Here is a 17,379-nt window from a genome sequence, read left to right on the forward strand (position 1 = left end):
TGAAGGTGCCCGAATTGATTTTGTGCCTTGAAAACCGGTTGGTTTTGCGCGATTATGAACCCTTTCTTTTGACCGTCAGCCAACGGAAAGCGAGCTCGCCGTGGACCCTCAGCGTCTGGAAAAACAGATCCGGTTCGTCCGGGAAGTCGACAAACTCAAAACCATCGAGCGCCAGACCCTGCTCACCGATGCGTCACGCCAGGAGAACGATGCCGAGCACTCCTGGCACCTGGCCCTGATGGCCCTGGTGCTGGGTGAGTACGCCAAGGCCGATGACACGATCGATCTTTTGCAGGTGATCCGCATGGTGCTGATCCACGATCTGGTGGAGATCGATGCCGGCGATACCTATTGCTACGACAGCGTCGGATACCAGGACAAGGCCGAGCGCGAAACGGCCGCGGCCGAACGCATCTTCAATCTGCTGCCCAGGGACCAGGCCGAGGCATTTCGTGCCCTGTGGGATGAGTTCGAAGCCGGTGAAACCGCCGAGGCGCGCTTCGCCAACGCCCTCGACCGCCTGCAGCCGCTGATTCACAATGCCTTTACCCAAGGACAAATGTGGCAGCGCCACGGCATCGTCAAGTCCCAGGTCGTGGAGCGCAATCAAAGGATCGAGGCGGGCGCGCCCGACCTGTGGCACTTTGCTCGCGAGCTGATCGAAAACGCCGTCAGCCGTGGTCATCTGGCACCATAGAGAGCGGAATCCGTCAAAGTTTGTATCTGGATTTAAGGAGATCCCATGTCCCCTACCCCCGAGCAAAAAATTCTCATCATCGGTGCCGGTCCCATCCGTATCGGCCAGACGGGCGCCTATGACGACGCGGCCTGCCGCGCCTGCGAGATTTTCAAGGCCGCCGGCATCCAGACCGTCATGGTCCACTGCGACCCATCCGCCCTGGCCGCCGATGCGGACACGGCCGATCGGACCTACCTGCTGCCGCTGACCACCGCATCCCTGACGGAAGTGATCCTGCGGGAAAGACCCAGCGCCATCCTGCCCACGGTCGGCGGGCCGGGCGCCTTACGGCTGGCCGCCCGGCTCTCGAACACCGGGCTTTTGCAGGACAACGGGATCACGCTGATGGGCGTCAGCGAGGCTCGTCTGCCGCTGGCCCACGATCCGACAGCCTTTTTCGATGCGGCCAACGCACTGGGACTGAAGGTGCCGGAAGGTAAAGCCACCGCCCACATCGCCGACGCGGCCGCTTTGGCCGAAACCATCGGTTATCCGGTGTTTGTGCGCGTTGCCGAACCGGATCTGCGGATCCGCTACGGCATGGCCTTCAACGTCGAGGAACTGCGCCAGCTGACCACCGGGGGTCATCTGCCGTCCGATGCGGCCGGCCGTTTCCGGGTGGAGCCGGCGCTTTCGGGGTATCACGAAGTGGAGGTGGAACTGCTCTGCGACGCCACCGGCCAGACAAAGACCGTCGCCATCGCCGAAAACTTGGAGCCCGTGGGAATCCACAGCGGTGACTCGACCACGGTTATCCCCGCCATGACCATCGATGCGGCAACCTGCGATCAGATCGAAAAAGCCGCCGGCCAACTGGCCGTGCATGCCGGCATAACCGGCGCCGCTCACCTGAAATTCGCCGTAGCTGAAGATTCGGCCGAGGCCCTGATCCTCTCCATGGACATGGGCTATTCCCGCATGAGCGGACGCTGCGCCAAAGCCTTGGACCTGCCCTTGGCCGCCATTCATGCCCGGCTTTGCCTGGGCATGGACATGGACAGCGCCCTGGCCGGCGACCGCGATCGCGTGGGCCCCTCCAGGCAAGCCAAGCAGGTGGCCGTATTTCTGCCACGCTGGGAATTCGAGCGTTTTTCCCGGTGAGCCGCCACGCCTGGACAGCCGCATGAAGGCCAGCGGCGCGGTCATGGGCATCGGTGAAAACGTCTTACAAGCCCTCTCCACGGCCATGCACGCCCGCACCTCCCAGCGGCGGCTCGACGCGCAGGCCAGGGCCATGGCAACGCTGGATGCCGATGTGCTCTTGCACCGGCTGGTCACACCTTCGCCAGACCGCCTGATCATGATTTTGGCGGCATTGAGACAAGGGGTCACCGCCGAGATGATCACCAGCGTCACCGGCATCGCACGCCCGTGGATCGACCGGCTGGCCGAAAGGGCCGACCTGGAGCGTGAATTAGCCGCCACCCCATCCCCCGATCCCGCTTTGATCCAGAAAGCGGCCCAGGCCGGTATTGGGGCGGCCGATCTGGCACAGCTGCTGGGCACGCCCCTCGACACGGCGGCCGGTTATCTCAGCGAGGCAGCGGTTTCCCTTGCCCCACGGCCAGTTAGCGGCAGCGAGTCGGCGCGGATCTGGACCCGCGTGCCAACCCTGGGCAACAACACCCCAAATGCACCGTTGGGAAAAAGCGTGGTCATCGTCGGCCCCGCCTTCGGCCGTATCGGGCAAAGCATCGAACTGGACCACTGCTGCGTGCATGCCGCCCGGGCGCTCAAAGCCGCCGGCCGCAAGGCGGTCATGGTCAATGCCAACGCCGCCTCGGCCTGTGGTCCGACGGACGCCGACCGCACCTATGTGGCGCCAATGACGGCGGCCGATCTCAAAACCGTCTGCCACGCGGAAAGTCCCGACGGCATCATTCTCCAATTCGGCGGCTTCAAGGCCATGGAAATGGCCGAAACACTGAACCAGGCCGGCGTGCCGGTCCTGGGCACGCCGGCGGCCAGCACCGTCCTTTGTCAGGATCGTCTGCGCTTCAGCACGCTGCTGACCGACCTGGGGATCCCCCATCCGCGCATCGGCATGGCCGACACCCCGGATGCCGCCATGGATCTGGCCGAAACCATCGGCTACCCGCTGCTGGTCGGCTCGCCGGCGGATCGCCAAGGCCGTCGAAAAACGATCATCATGGACGCCCGCATGCTGGAGCAGCATGTCATGGACGCCTCGGTCAGTGCCGCCAACCCGCTGTTGGTTGAGCAGTTCATCGAATACGCCATCGAAGTCGAAGCCGACGCCCTGTGCGACGGACAATCCGTTTATGTGCCGGCGGTCATGGAACATATCGAGCTGGCCGGTGTGCATTCGGGCGACGCGGCCATCGTCGTGCCCCCTTACAGCACCCCTCCGCGGCATGTCGAAACCATCGGTGCGATGATCGAAAAAATCGCCCTGGAACTCAAGGTCAAGGGGCTGCTCAACACCCGCTTCGCCGTGCTGAACGACACCGTCTACCTGCTCGAGGTGCGCCCCTGGGCCTGCCGCACCCTGCCCCTGATCTCCAAGATCTGCGACGTGCCCATGGCCCAGCGGGCCGTGGAGATCATGCTGGGCATGACCCTGGACGAAATGGATCTCTCGCGCCGGCTGTTGCCCCATTACGGCATCCGCTCCTCGGTGTTCCCCTTTGATACCTTCACCGAAACCGACCCCATGTTGGGCCCGCGGATGCGCTCCATCGGCCAGGTTTTGGTGATGGCCGACGGATTCGGCATGGCCTATTTCACCTCCCGGGAGGCGGCGGGTCCGGCCCTGCCACTGGACGCAATGTCCTGATTACGGTAACCGACGCGGACAAGCCGAGTATTCTCGAACCGGCCCGCCTCTTCAAGGAAATGGGCTTCGGCATCCAGGCCACCCGTGGAACCCATGCCTTTCTGAAAGCCAACGGCATCGACGCCCAGCTGGTCAAAAAGCTCGGCTTCGGTCGACCCGACCTCGTGGACGGCATCAAGACCGGCGAGGTATCCCTGGTGGTCAATACCCCCAGCGGCAGCCAGAGCCAGCAGGACGATGCCTATATCCGTAAGACCGCCATCCGCTACCGCATCCCCAACGTGACCACGCCGGCTGCCGCCCTGGCCGCGGCCAAGGGCATTGCGGCGAGAAAACGCGGCCTGGATGCCCTGTGCACGCTGCAGTCCTACACCAGGGCGCTTCGATAGAATAGAATAATAACGGCAGAGCCTGTTAGCGGCTCTGCCCGTTTCACCGCCATGTCAGCAGCCTTCCTTTTGACTAGGTATGGGCAGGTGGATACGGCTACCGGCTTCCTCATCCACACCATCAACACCTCACCACAAATCCGACTTTAAATTCGGTCAGCACCTATGCTGACATATCGAAATTATCAATCGGTGATCCATCTCCAATAAAAACAAAAAATTTGCCATTACCCTGCAAAACTGCAATATGAGTATTTGCGCATTCAAATATGCCGGTGGATACCAAACTGCCACCATACGGGGTCATGACATTTAGCATTCAGCCCCATAAAATACTTGCCAAAGATTACCCGGCACATCACCTGCGACACACCGTCGCCTAAATTGCGTTTCTTCCTTTTACATTGAGGGATCAATATTCCTCAACAGATTTCAACCTATTGAAATGCAGCACCATTTTCCAACAGCAAGCCTTTCCAGATGAAAAAGGAGCCAAACATGGGATGCGAAACGGGCATCAAACCACGAAAGCCGATTGAAACCGCAAAGACTGTCACCAGTGACCCACAAAAGGAGGCTGAAACGATGAGTTCAACCATGGTACGGCGGGAAATGCCGAAATTCACAATGGATGCATATGACGCCAAAACGGGCCATTTCACGACCGTTGATAGTGATGATTACAAGGGCAAATGGTCGGTCGTATGTTTTTATCCGGCTGATTTCACATTTGTCTGCCCCACTGAAATCGCTGCCATGAATGCGAAATATGATGAATTTCAGAAATTGGGCGTTGAAATATTGGCCGTTTCTGTTGACTCCAAATTTTCTCACAAAAGATTTGTAGAAACCGAACCGCTTTTAAAAGGTCTGCAATTGACTATCGGCGCGGATTCCAATCAGGAAGTCAGTCGCGCCTTCGGTGTGCTTATCGAAGAAGAGGGTGTAGCGCTGAGAGGCAGATTCCTGTTCAATCCGGATGGGCTTTGCGTTGCTCAGGAGGTTCAGGCGGATTCTGTCGGACGCAACGTAAATGAGTTTTTACGACAAGTAGAAGCCTGGCAATATGCAACAAAAACCGGAGAAGTATGTCCGGCAGGATGGCGACCGGGGAAAAAGACACTTCCGGTTAAAACCGATGGTGAGCAAATGGCTGGCCATGTCGGTGATTATATAACCATAGAAGAAATTTTGAGTTAAACAAAAACAGCCCTTTTCTCTCCTCATCGGGCCGCCACATGGTGGCCTGATGTCTTTTTAGGCGCCCGTGCAGTCAAAGATGATTCAATTTTAAATAGGGTCTAAGACCGGTAGATTTCTTCTGTCCAATCGCGGAACCATTGTGGCTTTTGAAAAATCACGTAAATGAAAACCAAGGCTGTTATGGGAATGGGGATAATGGTGTCACAAACAGCCAGGGCCGTGACGTAAACCAACATCTGTATTTTCTTGGACATCGTTCTATCCTTATTTGAAATCGTATCACCGGCCTTCAGATTGTGCTGGGATACTAATGTGAGCGCTCTTTAGCATTTCAACAAATGGAATATCGGCTGGAGAAAAATCGAACTCAGCAAGCTGATCGACAGTCACCCATTGATAGGATTCGTGATCGTTCATCCTAATCGCGCCACTGACCCAATATGCCCTATAGGCCATTAGTTCGATGGATATGTGATCATAATGGTGTATATTTGATGCGAAGAATTCACCGATTTTCACGTCAATGCCCAATTCTTCTTTAAGTTCGCGGGCAAGGCAAACTTCGGGGGTTTCATCCGGCTCTATTTTGCCCCCGGGAAACTCCCATAGCCCAGACAAATGGTCATCGCGCTTTCGCTGGGCGATGATAATTCGGCCATTCTTTTCCAATATGGCAGCAGTTACTCTGGTGATCTCCGGCACAGTTAATCTTTCTGGGAAAGTTTGATTTCAGGTTAATTAAACCTGAACAAAAACAGCATCCAAGCCTTTCTTTAACTTATTTCCTATCAACGCTGATAAAATCAAACTGAGGAATCCCGTCAGGATATCTTTGTTCTTTTTTGTATCCAATTATAGTTTTTTTATAATTTTGTTTTAGTTTGCCGAAATTTAAAGCAATTTCTGAATTTTGCCTTGGAAATAGTGTCTCTTCCAGTATAGTTTCAGCCACTTCTTTAAATACATTTTTATTTGTTTTAAAAAATTTCTTTTCTATTGTCTCAACACATATTGGTAGTTTAAATTTTATTTTTGTTTGATATGCACCATATTTTGTTTTTGAACTTAAAATACAATTAAATATAATTGGCTTATCAGGTTCATCAGTTTCCGTACTGCAATTGATAAGTTGGAAAAATTCATTAGGCTTATTTTTTACAAGGATTTCCTCATCATCAATATTGACTATCGATTCTTTATATTTAATTGCTTCTTCAAGATACTTTTTATCATTAGATTGTCTGTACAAGTCTATAAAGCCTATGCAAGATTTTTTTTCAAATGAAATAACTTCCAGATTTTTTATAATAACTTTTAAATCTTTTTCCGTAACAAAATCCAATTGGGTATTTGAAATAACGTTTAGAAATCTATGGATTGTATCTATATCAGGATTGTGAATCGATGTTAAATAAAGAATTCTGTTTTCTGCATCTTCTATATGTGGAGAATACTCATATTTTGAAATAAATTTTAAATACCCATCAATCGTATTATCAATTAGAGATAGATTCCACCAAGCTGTCTCAGCATATTTTCCATTCGGGAACTTATTTATATAGTTTATGTAGGAATCTCTATTTTTTTCAATAATTGCAAGCCTCCAATAAAGTTCATCAGAGTGAGGTCCATTTGGATATCTACTTAAATGATCAATAATTTCTTCTCTATTGTCTTTTTGTATATTTTTATAACTAATTAATTCTATCTTATTATTAAGATAGTCACATCCAAAAAATACAATCGGAATTATAAATAATTGAGAAACTTTTAGAAATTTTTTTATAAATCATACTATTTTCCTATAATTACACAATCACGAAATGCAAGCTCACCATCATTAAAGAATCCATCTTCACAATAATTATATATTTCACAATCAAAAAAATATTTGTGTTCTGGTTTTATTCTTGGCAGATCTTTTCTATGCCTCAATTCAAGTTTTGGTGGTTCGTTGAATTCAATAGGTATAGGGCCTATTCCGCCGACTATGGTTCCTATTGTATATTCATGATCAGGTAATAAATAAACAGAGCTTTTATTGGCATCCACCTTAAGCACATTTTTTTTTAATTTTATTCGTTTTCGATTTCCATCATATTTTTGAAATTCAATTTTTTTCTGACCGTTGGTAAAATCTCCGTCGCAATCAAGTTTTTCAACTATTAATTTTATGGGTATATATTTATTATTATCAAATACGGCTTCCTCATCAACCAGTATAGCAGCTTCTTTGCTTATTGTATTTGATCCATAGCAAGTCAACGTATAATCAGTCTTTTTATTCGGCGTTACCTGTAGCTTGCCAATCTTTCTATTTATATCAATTTTATAGTTATTTCCTTCCGAGGACTTTAATATACAATATTTTGCATTCTCAAATTGCCATTCTAAATAGGCTGTTTCACCAAGTTTAATTACTTCTTGAGATACTTTAAATTTTAATATTTTTGCCGGAATATTTTTTGGCCCAAAAATCATACCAATGCCGTAGGGTACTAAATATTGATCTGCTAAATATGTAAACAAACTCCCCAAAAAAATTCCAACAATCCATTTAATATATTTGTCTGAAGAATTATTGCTCTCGAAGGGGTGTCTGTATCTCATGATTAATAAGTCTTATTTTGCAAATAATTAATATCCAGGTCATTATTACAAAATCATCTTCTTAGTGAAGAACTTTTGGAACGAAATGCAGGCTCTGATTGAAGCGGGAGATCAAGAAATCAGCTCAATGAGGATCTTAACCCTTAAATCGGATAGATATTTGAGATACCCTTGATTTCAATGATTGTCAAGCCATGCCAACCCCTTGGCACTGAATGAAATTTTGAGAACGTGGATCGGTCTCACCGGTTATCTCCATTCACCCAATAGCATTAATCAAACAGGGTATTGTTGAACGAATTTGCCAACAACTTGGTTTCCAAGGCGAGGCTTTTTCGATGAAAGAAAAACTCCGCCCTTGGCCACAAAGCTTAGGCAATCATCGTTGTCGGTTAAACTCTGGAAGTTGACTTCGGGGGGATAAGCAAAGCATACATCACTTAGCAGATGACTGAAATGCGGTGCTCGCGGCCCACGAAGCCCGATCGGTGGGGAAATGACTGTCACCTTTTTTTACAAGGTGAAAAAAAACTTTTAATGGAGGTGAAATAAACAAGCGGTGGTCCGGTACCGCCGTCGGGCAGCCCCCCTTGACGGATTCGTAAAAAGCGGCCTACCCCTCGCGGGGAAGCATTTGGGTTCACGAAGTGACCCGAATTTCGGGTCACTTCCTTAGAAGCCCGATATCGGCGTTACGCGTATCCCTCGTCACTGCGGCGTACGCTAACGACACCTCATTCCTTAAGGATTCGCAAGCCTTGATCTCGGGCTTGTTACGAATCCATCATCCTTGGGTCACCAATACCCAAGCGACAAAAAACGTCAAATTCCGAATGATAAAAATTCCACCAACATGGCATCACGCTTGCTGTTTTGAAGGTAAACACGCATGATCGTCACGGTAGGCATCCGAATAAAAACGCCGGAATTGAAAAGGCCTCTGAAATAAATTCCGGTCACACCGTCAGGTTGAGCAGATGGAAAGTATACCCGGTATCAAGTGGCGGTTCCAATCAGACCGTGGGACGCCGATTCCATTGCTGATCGTTGCCGTTCTGATCGGCGTTCTGACCGGTTTTCTGGCGGTGGGATTCCGTTATCTGTTGCTGGTCGCTTGCCGGTTCTGCTGGCACGATCCCCTCGACATCATCGGCGGTGCGACTCAGTTGCCGTGGATCGCCGTCGTTTTAATCCCACTGTCCGGGGGGCTGTTCGTTGGTCCGATCGTTTCCAAACTGGCGCCGGAAACCCGGGGCGCGGGTGTCCCGGAAGTCATCCACGCCGTCGCCTCGAAGCAGGGAATTATCCGCCACGGCACGACGTTCTACAAGATACTGTCGACCGTTGTTTCCATCGGCTGCGGCGCTTCCGTCGGCAGGGAAGGACCCATTGTACACATTGGCGCCTCTGTGGGTTCTTCCGTCGCCCAGCTGGTCCGTCTGCCTCCTGAATGGCGGTCCGTTTTCCTGGCCTGTGGTGCGGCGGCCGGGATTGCCGCAACCTTCAATGCACCCATGGCCGGCATGCTGTTCGCCGTGGAAATTATTCTGGTCGATTTCGAGATCAGTTATCTGAGCCATATTGCGATTTCGGCGGTAGCGGCGACCGTGGTTTCACATCAGTTCCTGGGAAACCTTCCGGCCTTCGACATCCCCTCGTACACGTTGGTCAGCTACTGGGAGATCCCGCTTTACGGTTTGCTCGGCATCCTAGCCGGTTTCGTATCCATCGCCTTCATTAAATCGATTTCCATTGTTGAAGACACGTTGAACCGGTTTAAAATTCCGGGCGGGCTGCAGCCTGCCGTTGGCGGGCTTCTCGTTGGATTACTGGCCGTCAAGGTCCCTCATGTTCTCGGTGTGGGGTATCAGTCGGTCAACCTGATTCTGACCGGAAAGATGGCCCTCGATATCATTGCGGTCGTTCTGGTCTGTAAGCTCGCGGCCACCTCCTTTTCCATCGGGGGCGGTTTTTCAGGCGGGATTTTTGCCCCTTCGCTGGTATTGGGAGCGCTGCTGGGGGAATTTTGGCGTTGCGTGAACCACCTGTTCCCGGAATGGGTTGCGGCCTATCCCGCCTACGGCCTGGTCGGCATGGGGGCCATCGTCAGTGGTGTCACCATAGCGCCGATTACGGCCATTTTTACCATTTTTGAACTGACCTACAATTTCGAAATCATCCTCCCGTTGATAACAAGTTGCATCGCCAGTCTGATTGTCGTCAAGAAATTCTACGGTAATTCCATCTACGAAACCAAGCTGCTAAAAAAAGGAATAAAAATTGTCCGCGGTCACGATGTCAACCTGCTGCGGTCCATCCATGTGACCGAATACATGGACACCGCGTATGAGTGCATCGGAGTATGCACCGGTCTGCTGGATCTGGTTGCCAAAGCGCGTGAAAGCACCTACCCGCACTTTGTGGTTTTGAATGACGGCGATGAACTGGTGGGAATGCTATCCATGCGCGATTTAAAAAACTGCCTGTCGGACATGGCGGATTTGTCCGCCATCGTTGTGGCGGCCGACATCATGACGAAAAACGTTCACTGTCTCGTTCCCGCCGACACACTCGAAACCGCTTTCGAAGCCTTTGAAGGCAAACACATATCGACCCTGCCGATCGTGGATCCGGCAAACAGAAAAAGGGTGCTCGGTATTCTGAAAAAAAGCAATCTGATCCTGGCCTACAATGAAAAAGTCTTGAAAACCAATATTTTTCGAAACCAACGCCGGTAAGCTGCGAATGATATTGACAGGCAAAATCAGTAAGGATTAAATTTGAGATAAGGTGGGAACTTATGAAATTCAAATGTTTTTCCGTCAATACGGTTTTCCACTTGCTACTTTTTGCATAATCCTGAAGCCGACACTTCCCGATCACAGCTGATACGTGTTTTCGTTCATTTCCTGCCGTTGTAACCACAAACAAAGGAGAGAATCATGGACGAGCAAGATTGGCTGGCTATAGGCGTAACTCTTTTTGTTATGGGAGTTATCGGATTGATCCTTTATTTAGGTTTATCGGGAGCTTTCACTCAATGGTGATACCCAAGTTTCGTTGAGAGAGTGGCGATCCTGATGGGCACAGAATGCCAGGTGGGATTCGGCGTATTTTCCTGTCAGAGTGGTGGACCGGTATTCCTTGATGGAGTGAATGGTTTTTCTGCTCAATTTTACCGGCTTTGATTTTGGTGATGTCTGCTCCAGCGGCATTCTACCATTTCTCATAGTCGGCGGCTTTGGCGTATCAAGGGTCACGAATACGCATTCGCCCCTGTCATCGATTTCCATTACAGTCTGACAGGTGGGGCAGATTGTCATTTCCAATTTATCCAGAAGGTCAGATTGTCGACAGAAGGGGCAGGTCATAACGCAATCACACCTGATTCAAATAATTTTCATGCGTGGCAGCAATTTCATTCGGTTTCAATCCACTCAAGGTCCATCCCGATATTGTCGCCAAGCAACTTTAGGTTTTCTTGTTTTGCGAGCCAGGGTGTAAAATTAACCATGCCTATCCGTTTGAAACAGGCTGGGGCTTGGTCGTTTGATTCTGCGCATGTCAGATTGAATCCAGACACTGTTATGAGAGCCTATAGGTACATACGATTTTTTTGGAATCAAACAAACCTGTGCTAACCGGATAGGCATGAAATTAACATCTTCTCTTGGCCAGGTATCTCTCAGCTCAACCTTTTCCAGCAGACCTAACAGCGGTTCCTCTTGCATACCACCCCCATTATTTGCCTATGGATGTCCATTATAGCAAATTTCCATTGTCAATTGGGATACTGAGAACTATCGCTCATAATCCGAATTGTCAACGGCAACCAACCCCTTGACACCAAATGAAATCTGGTTTTATTGGGGGCTTGTGCCATCCTCGGCCAAGGATGTTTTCATCGGCAAAAAACTCATCAACGCCCGCTCCGAAAAGCATCCGGTATTTATTTCTCATCGCCTTTTTTATTTCCAAGTTCAAAGGAGTCTCGCCATGCAAAGATCCGTTGAACTCTGCCAACTCGTCACCCATGCCATCAACTACCCCCACCAGCCACCCGCCATGCGTTGGTGATGATCCCACAAAAGAGGCCACCTCGAACCCTTTCATCAAAAGCCGCGACGGCTATCCGGACCATGACGCGTGGCACGCGTTAAAGGGCCGGCCATGGGATGAAGCATCATAAGCAGGCCCTTTTCGACCTGTCGGACAAACACCGACATCTTCCACCGCCATGCACTGACGCCAAGATCAGACGTCTGCTGATTTACACTGCATCGGCCAGGTCTTAGCATCCATCATAGAGAAGAAAGGACCGCGAAAAGAGGTTCTGATTGTCGACACCAACAGAGATGGCCGCATAGAGGTAGGCGCATGAAAGGAGATCGTCATGGAAACGTTCAACAACATTCTGGTTGTCAGTCGTTCGACCAAAAAATGCATCAAGGTGCTTCAGACCGGCATCGACCTTGCCCGCGGATTCAACGCGAAGCTGCATCTGCTGCACATTGTGCCCGATCCGATCAATTTCGGTGACTGGAATATGCAATCGATGTATTTCGACAGAGAATACGAAAGCATGGTTGCCAACGCGCGCGAGGAACTTGATGCATTGGTAAAGGCTGAAAATGCACAAGGATTGGTGGTCAGCGAATGGGTAAAAGGCGGCGATCCGATCACCGATATCGAAGAGGCGGTCAAAACGGAGAAGGTGGATCTGATCCTTTTACGGGCTCATAAGCAGGGCCGCCTCGAGCATCTCTTTTTCGGCCGAATCAACGATGCCGTCATTCGCAGGCTGCCGGCAACGGTCCTGCTGGTCGATTAAACAACGCACAATCCGGAAACGCCGGCTCGACACCATTGGCCCCCGTGGATCGAGGGGCGATCGAGCAGCGTAACCGGAACCCCACATTTGACCCACTTTTTGCTTCTTGCCCCAGCCTTTTTCATGCAGGCTCGAACGATTCTATATATGGCATTTTAGTGGCACTTTAGGGACGGTCATGTTTTTATGCGTTTATTTTGAATGACTATCCCCATTTCCCCACCCTATAGTATCTCCCCATCTACCCTACCCTGCCCCAATCAGGCGACAGCGAGCCCAGTTCAAATCCAAGGGCGCTGCCATTTTCACAAAAAAAGGCCAGCCGTTTCGGCTGACCTTTTTAATAATTGGTACGCCTGGAGGGATTCGAACCCCCGGCCTACGGATTCGAAGACCAGTGATACCATTGGCAAAAAAACACTTTAATTTCAACAGGCTGTTTTAATGACATTTTTCAGCATGGTTTTTGGTTTCATTTGTTAATGTTTGGAAAAATTTGACCTTGACGGGCACAATTTAGGCACACTTGGGCACAGTCACCTGGCGGGCTGTGCCCTTTATTTATCCTGCTCCCCTACCCTTTCGACCAGCCCCAACTCGTATGTAATTTCCTGGAAAATAATTCCGCCACCAACCCCAAATCGCCAAAACACCGAAATTGTGTGTCGGACCCACCCGGCAGACTGTAATTACGATCTGCCCTGAAAAGCGTCACAAAACACCAAAAAGTGTAAAAGTGTAGTAATTACAACATGTTGCCGATTAAATTCGAACAAGCCAAATCTCGAACTCCAACACACCACCTGCAAATGGAAAATATCGCTAAAACACTCTGAAATTACAATTAATCCTAATTAAAATATGTGCCAATTTGATAACCATCCGGTAATTTTGGCATCATTTTCCTGCAATGTCGGGCTGCTAATGTGCAATCAAACAACGGGATGCCCCTAACAGGGTACCGATAATATACAGCATTTCTTCATCTTTCTCTCCTCCTTGCGACTGGGCTGCCTTCGGGTGGCCCGGTTTCGTTTTGAGGCTCCAGAACACCGGCTAAATAGAACCAGGCCCGAAACGGGCGGTCTGAAAAAAGCGGAACCGGAGCAGAGGGGTGCAAGGAAAGTGTCACGGAGGAGAGGGTGACCACTTGGACATCCGCATGTCCGTTTGCGTTGCTCCGGTGTATCTATAATATAAGAGCTGACCGGCAAGGCAGCAACGGCGACCAAAACAAATAGGCAGAGCCTCGTTAGAGGCCCTGCCCATCTTCACCGCCAAGTCAGCGGTTTGTAATTCTCTGCCTATTTTGTCGAAGCTCTGCCGTTTATCGTGCCCTCAAATCTTGCAGGAGTCACCGGCGACACATCGATTGATAAAGTATCCCAGCGTGATGAGCGTCAGTGTCAGTCCGATCATGGGGCACCTTCCTTTCAATTATCCCGCCACATCAATCCCAGGGTCACAGCCAAGATGGGGGTCCTTGTTTTCGCACTCGAAGTTTTTTTCACGGGTGTCAACGTGTCCGTCTTTATCATCTTTCCAGTAATCCTGAGTTCTATTATCGGCCATGGTATCACCTCAATGGTTGATTGTTTTGTTGGTGTGGTTGATCGTGTTGCTTGATGAAAAGATATGGCATTCTGTGTCTGGGGCAATGTGAGCCGGTTGGTGGGGTGATGGTAGGTGGATGCTATCATCTATAGGTAATCTGTAGTTGAGCCGATATCGTATTGTTGATAAATCCTCACCTTTGAGAATTAAACCGTTTGCATAGCTGAAAAGGATCAATGCGGAATGCGACTATTCGTAACACTTATCAGTCTGGTATCATTGATAATGTTTGCTGGCTATTCTGGGGCAGACACGATTAAATTGAAAAGCGGCCGGACAATCAAAGCCAGCAAATGCTGGGAAAATGGTGACCAGGTTAAATGCAAGGTGCAAGGCGGGGCAACAATAGGTTTTCAGAAAAAGGATGTGGTTTCGGTGCTAAAAGATTTCAAGGTTCCGAAATTACTTCCTCAGAGCTTCAGTTTTGGTGTATGGCAATCAGGTATAACCGTCCATGAAGCAATAAATGCAGCAGAATATAACAATCTACCGTTGCACAGAGATGGTCTTATCTCGGAAAATAAAACATTCGATCCTGCAATGTGCCGACCATATGCCGACTCAGCGACTAAGTTCTATTATGAAGAAAAAATATACGGGAAATGGGCCATAATATATTTGGGTTTCACTCCTTCAGGCAAAAAGCTTTATTCGCTTAATGTTCGATTCCTGAATACAGGGGTATCGAAAGACTCCAAGTTCAGAATTAGTATTGAGGAAAAACTAAAGAAAAAATATGGGGAACCTTTATCCAATAAAAGTAATGAAGAACAGAGATACATTTGGAAAATAAGCGAAATTGCCAGTGTAACCATGCACCCCGGATCGAATTATGTGCTTTTATCATTCTTCGACAACTCCATCGCCAAATCAGTTGAGACAGAATTGTCTAATCAAGTCAACAAAGGTGCTACCGAAAGTCATAAATCAAAATTCTGAATACCTGCACCCACAGAAATCAACCATATCGTCCAAGACCTCCTCGCCAATATGCCGCGAGAGGAAAAGGCCGCCATCTTCAATCAATAAAACGGTGATGGGATCATGATTCGCTCGTATTTTGGAAAACCTGCATGTAGAAGTATTCCCCCACCTTGACCGTCTTCATGGGTACCATTGAAACCCTTTGGATCAGGTCCTCTGGTGAGTACCGATTTTCCATCGCCGGACCAAAAGGTGTCTCTTTCTTTTCTATCTCGACGATTGTCAACTGAGCATCGAATTTTAATAACCGTTTGGCCTCTTGGATAAAATCCGCAAGTGTATTTCTCGGCAAGGAATGGATCACAGTGGAAACGTAGAGATGGTCGGCTGAATGATCTGGGAGTTGGTCAAGTTTGGTTATATCTCCCCTTATGACCTCGATATTGGTGCCTTTGATTTCATCGGCAAGCTTTCCAATGAAATAACTGTCGCGATCAACGGCATAGACCTTACCGGATGCGGATACCGCTTGGGAGAATATCTTTGCCATATATCCAGTACCACATCCGGCATCAATGATCGTCTGTCCTTGTTTAATATTCAGTGAGCTGACAATGAGTTGGGGGTCAACCAAGCCTTCTGTAAATTTTCGCATCGAGAATCGCTTTTTATTTTCCTTGAATCCGGCCCTTTATGGTTGCATCGATTTTTAATCGATCCGCCTCAATTTTTTCCGACAAATTTTAAGATTGCCTTGAACAGCGATGCACTCTGGCTGATCTGCCGATACGCTTCCTCTTTGGTCAGCATCCGGTTTTCCTTTTCCAACTGATACCCAAGTTTCGTTGAAATATTGGCGAGCCTGGCAATTTCGCGGGCAAGATCCGTTTCCGAATCGATTTTGATGGGGTAGATTTCGATCCGGGACAGATTCTTGAGGACCTCATCCTCTATGATGCCATCGGTGGCGATGTGAACCTTTTTGGTGGAGCGATCATGCAGGATGTTATGCAACGGCTGGGACAGATCGCCGACATAATGAGCACAGAACGCGAGGTGGTATTCCGAATACTTTCCGGTTCGGGTGGTGGTTCGGTATTCCCTGATGGATTGAATGATAGCCCCATATAGGTGTCCCGGCGTATCGTTCGGATCATTGTAACGGGATGCTTGTTCAAGGACCATTTCAGGAGTGACGATTGTTCCCGGCGGATTATTCGAGAAGTGATTTTTCTGCTCAATTTTACCGGCTTTGATTTTGGTGATATCCGCCCCGGCGGCGTTGTACCATTTCGCATAGCCGGCAGCTTTGGCGATGGCGAGATGGGTTTCATCATGCCAGGCCCAGGCAGGACCATTTAATGAGATGAATATAGCCAGAGCGGCCAGAAATTTGGTCCACGTTTTCATCAGTGCATCCCATAGCTCCCCATCATGGCCCTCAAAAATAAACTACTAAAAAACAGCCAGAATACGGATGAAATCAATCCCATGATCAACATGGCCGGAATTGATGCGAAGGCCAGTTTGATAATCAGGATAACCATTTTTCCAAATGGCATCGTGACATCAAAGAGATTTACACCGCTCGTCATTCGCTCTTTGATGTCCTCCAACTGCTCGTAAATGTCCTCCAAGCTGGCCCTGTCTTGAGACCCTCCCAAACCTGTTTTGATGCCCCCGCTATCCTGGAATTTCGAATTCTCGTCAGGAGGGAAATTGGGTGGTGCCTTGTAATCGGTGCCATCATCAGGAACCCATTGGATTTCGAACCCACAATACTTGCATCTATCCGCATAAGCACTATTCATTTTCTTGCACTTGGGGCACTCTTTCATATCGCCTTCCCAAAAAAATCATCATGTTAATGGTATGTGGAGTTGAAGATGGCTCCGCAGCACATGCACGAATTTCGCTTCTCCGGCTGAATCAGCCTGCATTCCGTACACACCTGCCCATGTAACGGCATCCTTGGCATATCGGAATTTACGAAAACGCATTCGCTCCGGTTATCGATTTCCATGACAGTCTGACAGGTGGGGCAGATTGTGAATTCAGAGATGTCCCGCAGGTCAGATTGTCGGCAGAAGGGGCAGATCATAAAATCGAATAGGTCTACAAATTCCATTATGGCACGCTATTCGGTTTCAGGAAAAGTGGTGGAGCTTTGGGATTGGTGTCCAGAGCATTATCCTCAATACCTCGAATTGTCAACGACAACCAACCCCTTGACACTAAATGAAATCTTTGCGAACGTGAATAAGTCCTACCT

At 49.2% G+C, this 17,379-nt stretch carries 15 protein-coding genes; 8 read left to right on the forward strand and 7 right to left on the reverse strand.

Annotated features, from left to right (window positions below):
* Window positions 1-100: 100 nt before the first annotated feature.
* From JCM12296_RS24375 to JCM12296_RS24395, 5 genes are all read left to right on the forward strand, one after another.
* Window positions 101-697 (forward strand): HD domain-containing protein, encoded by a 597-nt coding sequence (locus tag JCM12296_RS24375; RefSeq protein WP_054698848.1) that lies wholly within the window; start codon window positions 101-103, stop codon window positions 695-697.
* A 45-nt stretch (window positions 698-742) separates the two neighbouring features.
* On the forward strand, window positions 743-1,840 hold the full coding sequence (locus JCM12296_RS24380) for a carbamoyl phosphate synthase preATP-grasp domain-containing protein (RefSeq protein WP_054698849.1): 1,098 nt from the start codon (window positions 743-745) through the stop codon (window positions 1,838-1,840).
* A gap of 22 nt (window positions 1,841-1,862) precedes the next feature.
* The gene (locus tag JCM12296_RS24385; protein ID WP_054698850.1) at window positions 1,863-3,536 is read left to right on the forward strand and encodes a carbamoyl phosphate synthase preATP-grasp domain-containing protein; all 1,674 of its coding nucleotides are present in this window, start codon (window positions 1,863-1,865) and stop codon (window positions 3,534-3,536) included.
* A 29-nt stretch (window positions 3,537-3,565) separates the two neighbouring features.
* A complete protein-coding gene (locus JCM12296_RS24390) occupies window positions 3,566-3,925 on the forward strand; it encodes a hypothetical protein (protein ID WP_281492148.1) in 360 nt (119 codons plus the stop codon).
* Window positions 3,926-4,423: 498 nt separating this feature from the next.
* The gene (locus JCM12296_RS24395) at window positions 4,424-5,125 is read left to right on the forward strand and encodes a peroxiredoxin (RefSeq protein ID WP_054698852.1); all 702 of its coding nucleotides are present in this window, start codon (window positions 4,424-4,426) and stop codon (window positions 5,123-5,125) included.
* A 282-nt stretch (window positions 5,126-5,407) separates the two neighbouring features.
* On the opposite strand, the gene JCM12296_RS24400 is transcribed toward JCM12296_RS24395, so the two are convergent.
* The 3 genes from JCM12296_RS24400 to JCM12296_RS24410 all read right to left on the reverse strand — a co-directional run bounded on the left by JCM12296_RS24400 (window position 5,408) and on the right by JCM12296_RS24410 (window position 7,738).
* Window positions 5,408-5,830, reverse strand: coding sequence for a (deoxy)nucleoside triphosphate pyrophosphohydrolase (locus JCM12296_RS24400; RefSeq protein WP_213182643.1), 423 nt, complete (start codon window positions 5,828-5,830; stop codon window positions 5,408-5,410).
* A 76-nt stretch (window positions 5,831-5,906) separates the two neighbouring features.
* On the reverse strand, window positions 5,907-6,470 hold the full coding sequence (locus tag JCM12296_RS24405; RefSeq protein WP_054698853.1) for a hypothetical protein: 564 nt from the start codon (window positions 6,468-6,470) through the stop codon (window positions 5,907-5,909).
* Window positions 6,471-6,922: 452 nt separating this feature from the next.
* Window positions 6,923-7,738, reverse strand: coding sequence for a hypothetical protein (locus tag JCM12296_RS24410; protein ID WP_157067865.1), 816 nt, complete (start codon window positions 7,736-7,738; stop codon window positions 6,923-6,925).
* A 977-nt stretch (window positions 7,739-8,715) separates the two neighbouring features.
* Between JCM12296_RS24410 and JCM12296_RS24415 the strand changes: the two genes are divergently transcribed.
* A complete protein-coding gene (locus tag JCM12296_RS24415; protein ID WP_054698855.1) occupies window positions 8,716-10,476 on the forward strand; it encodes a chloride channel protein in 1,761 nt (586 codons plus the stop codon).
* Between the two features lie 1,084 nt (window positions 10,477-11,560).
* Here the strand turns inward: JCM12296_RS24415 and JCM12296_RS38890 are convergent.
* Window positions 11,561-11,851 (reverse strand): hypothetical protein, encoded by a 291-nt coding sequence (locus JCM12296_RS38890; RefSeq protein ID WP_157067866.1) that lies wholly within the window; start codon window positions 11,849-11,851, stop codon window positions 11,561-11,563.
* Window positions 11,852-12,131: 280 nt separating this feature from the next.
* Here JCM12296_RS38890 and JCM12296_RS24425 point away from each other — a divergent pair, with 280 nt between their 5' ends.
* Together JCM12296_RS24425 and JCM12296_RS24430 are read left to right on the forward strand one after the other, a co-directional pair.
* A complete protein-coding gene (locus JCM12296_RS24425) occupies window positions 12,132-12,569 on the forward strand; it encodes a universal stress protein (RefSeq protein WP_054698857.1) in 438 nt (145 codons plus the stop codon).
* 1,797 nt (window positions 12,570-14,366) lie between these two features.
* Window positions 14,367-15,122: a hypothetical protein gene (locus tag JCM12296_RS24430; protein WP_054698858.1), complete on the forward strand. Its 756-nt coding sequence runs from the start codon at window positions 14,367-14,369 to the stop codon at window positions 15,120-15,122.
* Window positions 15,123-15,225: 103 nt separating this feature from the next.
* On the opposite strand, the gene JCM12296_RS24435 is transcribed toward JCM12296_RS24430, so the two are convergent.
* The 3 genes from JCM12296_RS24435 to JCM12296_RS42450 all read right to left on the reverse strand — a co-directional run bounded on the left by JCM12296_RS24435 (window position 15,226) and on the right by JCM12296_RS42450 (window position 16,945).
* A complete protein-coding gene (locus JCM12296_RS24435) occupies window positions 15,226-15,762 on the reverse strand; it encodes a class I SAM-dependent methyltransferase (protein WP_054698859.1) in 537 nt (178 codons plus the stop codon).
* A gap of 68 nt (window positions 15,763-15,830) precedes the next feature.
* A complete protein-coding gene (locus JCM12296_RS24440; RefSeq protein WP_054698860.1) occupies window positions 15,831-16,517 on the reverse strand; it encodes a hypothetical protein in 687 nt (228 codons plus the stop codon).
* A complete protein-coding gene (locus JCM12296_RS42450; RefSeq protein ID WP_213182640.1) occupies window positions 16,517-16,945 on the reverse strand; it encodes a hypothetical protein in 429 nt (142 codons plus the stop codon). Before JCM12296_RS42450 ends, JCM12296_RS24440 begins: the two co-directional genes overlap by 1 nt.
* Window positions 16,946-17,379: the final 434 nt, after the last annotated feature.

It is taken from the genome of Desulfosarcina cetonica JCM 12296 (assembly GCF_001311845.1).
GTDB lineage: Bacteria > Desulfobacterota > Desulfobacteria > Desulfobacterales > Desulfosarcinaceae > Desulfosarcina > Desulfosarcina cetonica.

Bases quoted from the DNA above. Each gene is read 5' to 3' on its own strand.
- JCM12296_RS24410 (WP_157067865.1), bottom strand. From the start codon at position 7,738: ATGAGATACAGACACCCCTTCGAGAGCAATAATTCTTCAGACAAATAT.
- JCM12296_RS24430 (WP_054698858.1), top strand. From the start codon at position 14,367: ATGCGACTATTCGTAACACTTATCAGTCTGGTATCATTGATAATGTTT.
- JCM12296_RS24415 (WP_054698855.1), top strand. From the start codon at position 8,716: ATGGAAAGTATACCCGGTATCAAGTGGCGGTTCCAATCAGACCGTGGG.
- JCM12296_RS24440 (WP_054698860.1), bottom strand. From the start codon at position 16,517: ATGAAAACGTGGACCAAATTTCTGGCCGCTCTGGCTATATTCATCTCA.
- JCM12296_RS24380 (WP_054698849.1), top strand. From the start codon at position 743: ATGTCCCCTACCCCCGAGCAAAAAATTCTCATCATCGGTGCCGGTCCC.
- JCM12296_RS24425 (WP_054698857.1), top strand. From the start codon at position 12,132: ATGGAAACGTTCAACAACATTCTGGTTGTCAGTCGTTCGACCAAAAAA.
- JCM12296_RS42450 (WP_213182640.1), bottom strand. From the start codon at position 16,945: ATGAAAGAGTGCCCCAAGTGCAAGAAAATGAATAGTGCTTATGCGGAT.
- JCM12296_RS24385 (WP_054698850.1), top strand. From the start codon at position 1,863: ATGAAGGCCAGCGGCGCGGTCATGGGCATCGGTGAAAACGTCTTACAA.
- JCM12296_RS38890 (WP_157067866.1), bottom strand. From the start codon at position 11,851: ATGAAAGGGTTCGAGGTGGCCTCTTTTGTGGGATCATCACCAACGCAT.
- JCM12296_RS24395 (WP_054698852.1), top strand. From the start codon at position 4,424: ATGGGATGCGAAACGGGCATCAAACCACGAAAGCCGATTGAAACCGCA.
- JCM12296_RS24435 (WP_054698859.1), bottom strand. From the start codon at position 15,762: ATGCGAAAATTTACAGAAGGCTTGGTTGACCCCCAACTCATTGTCAGC.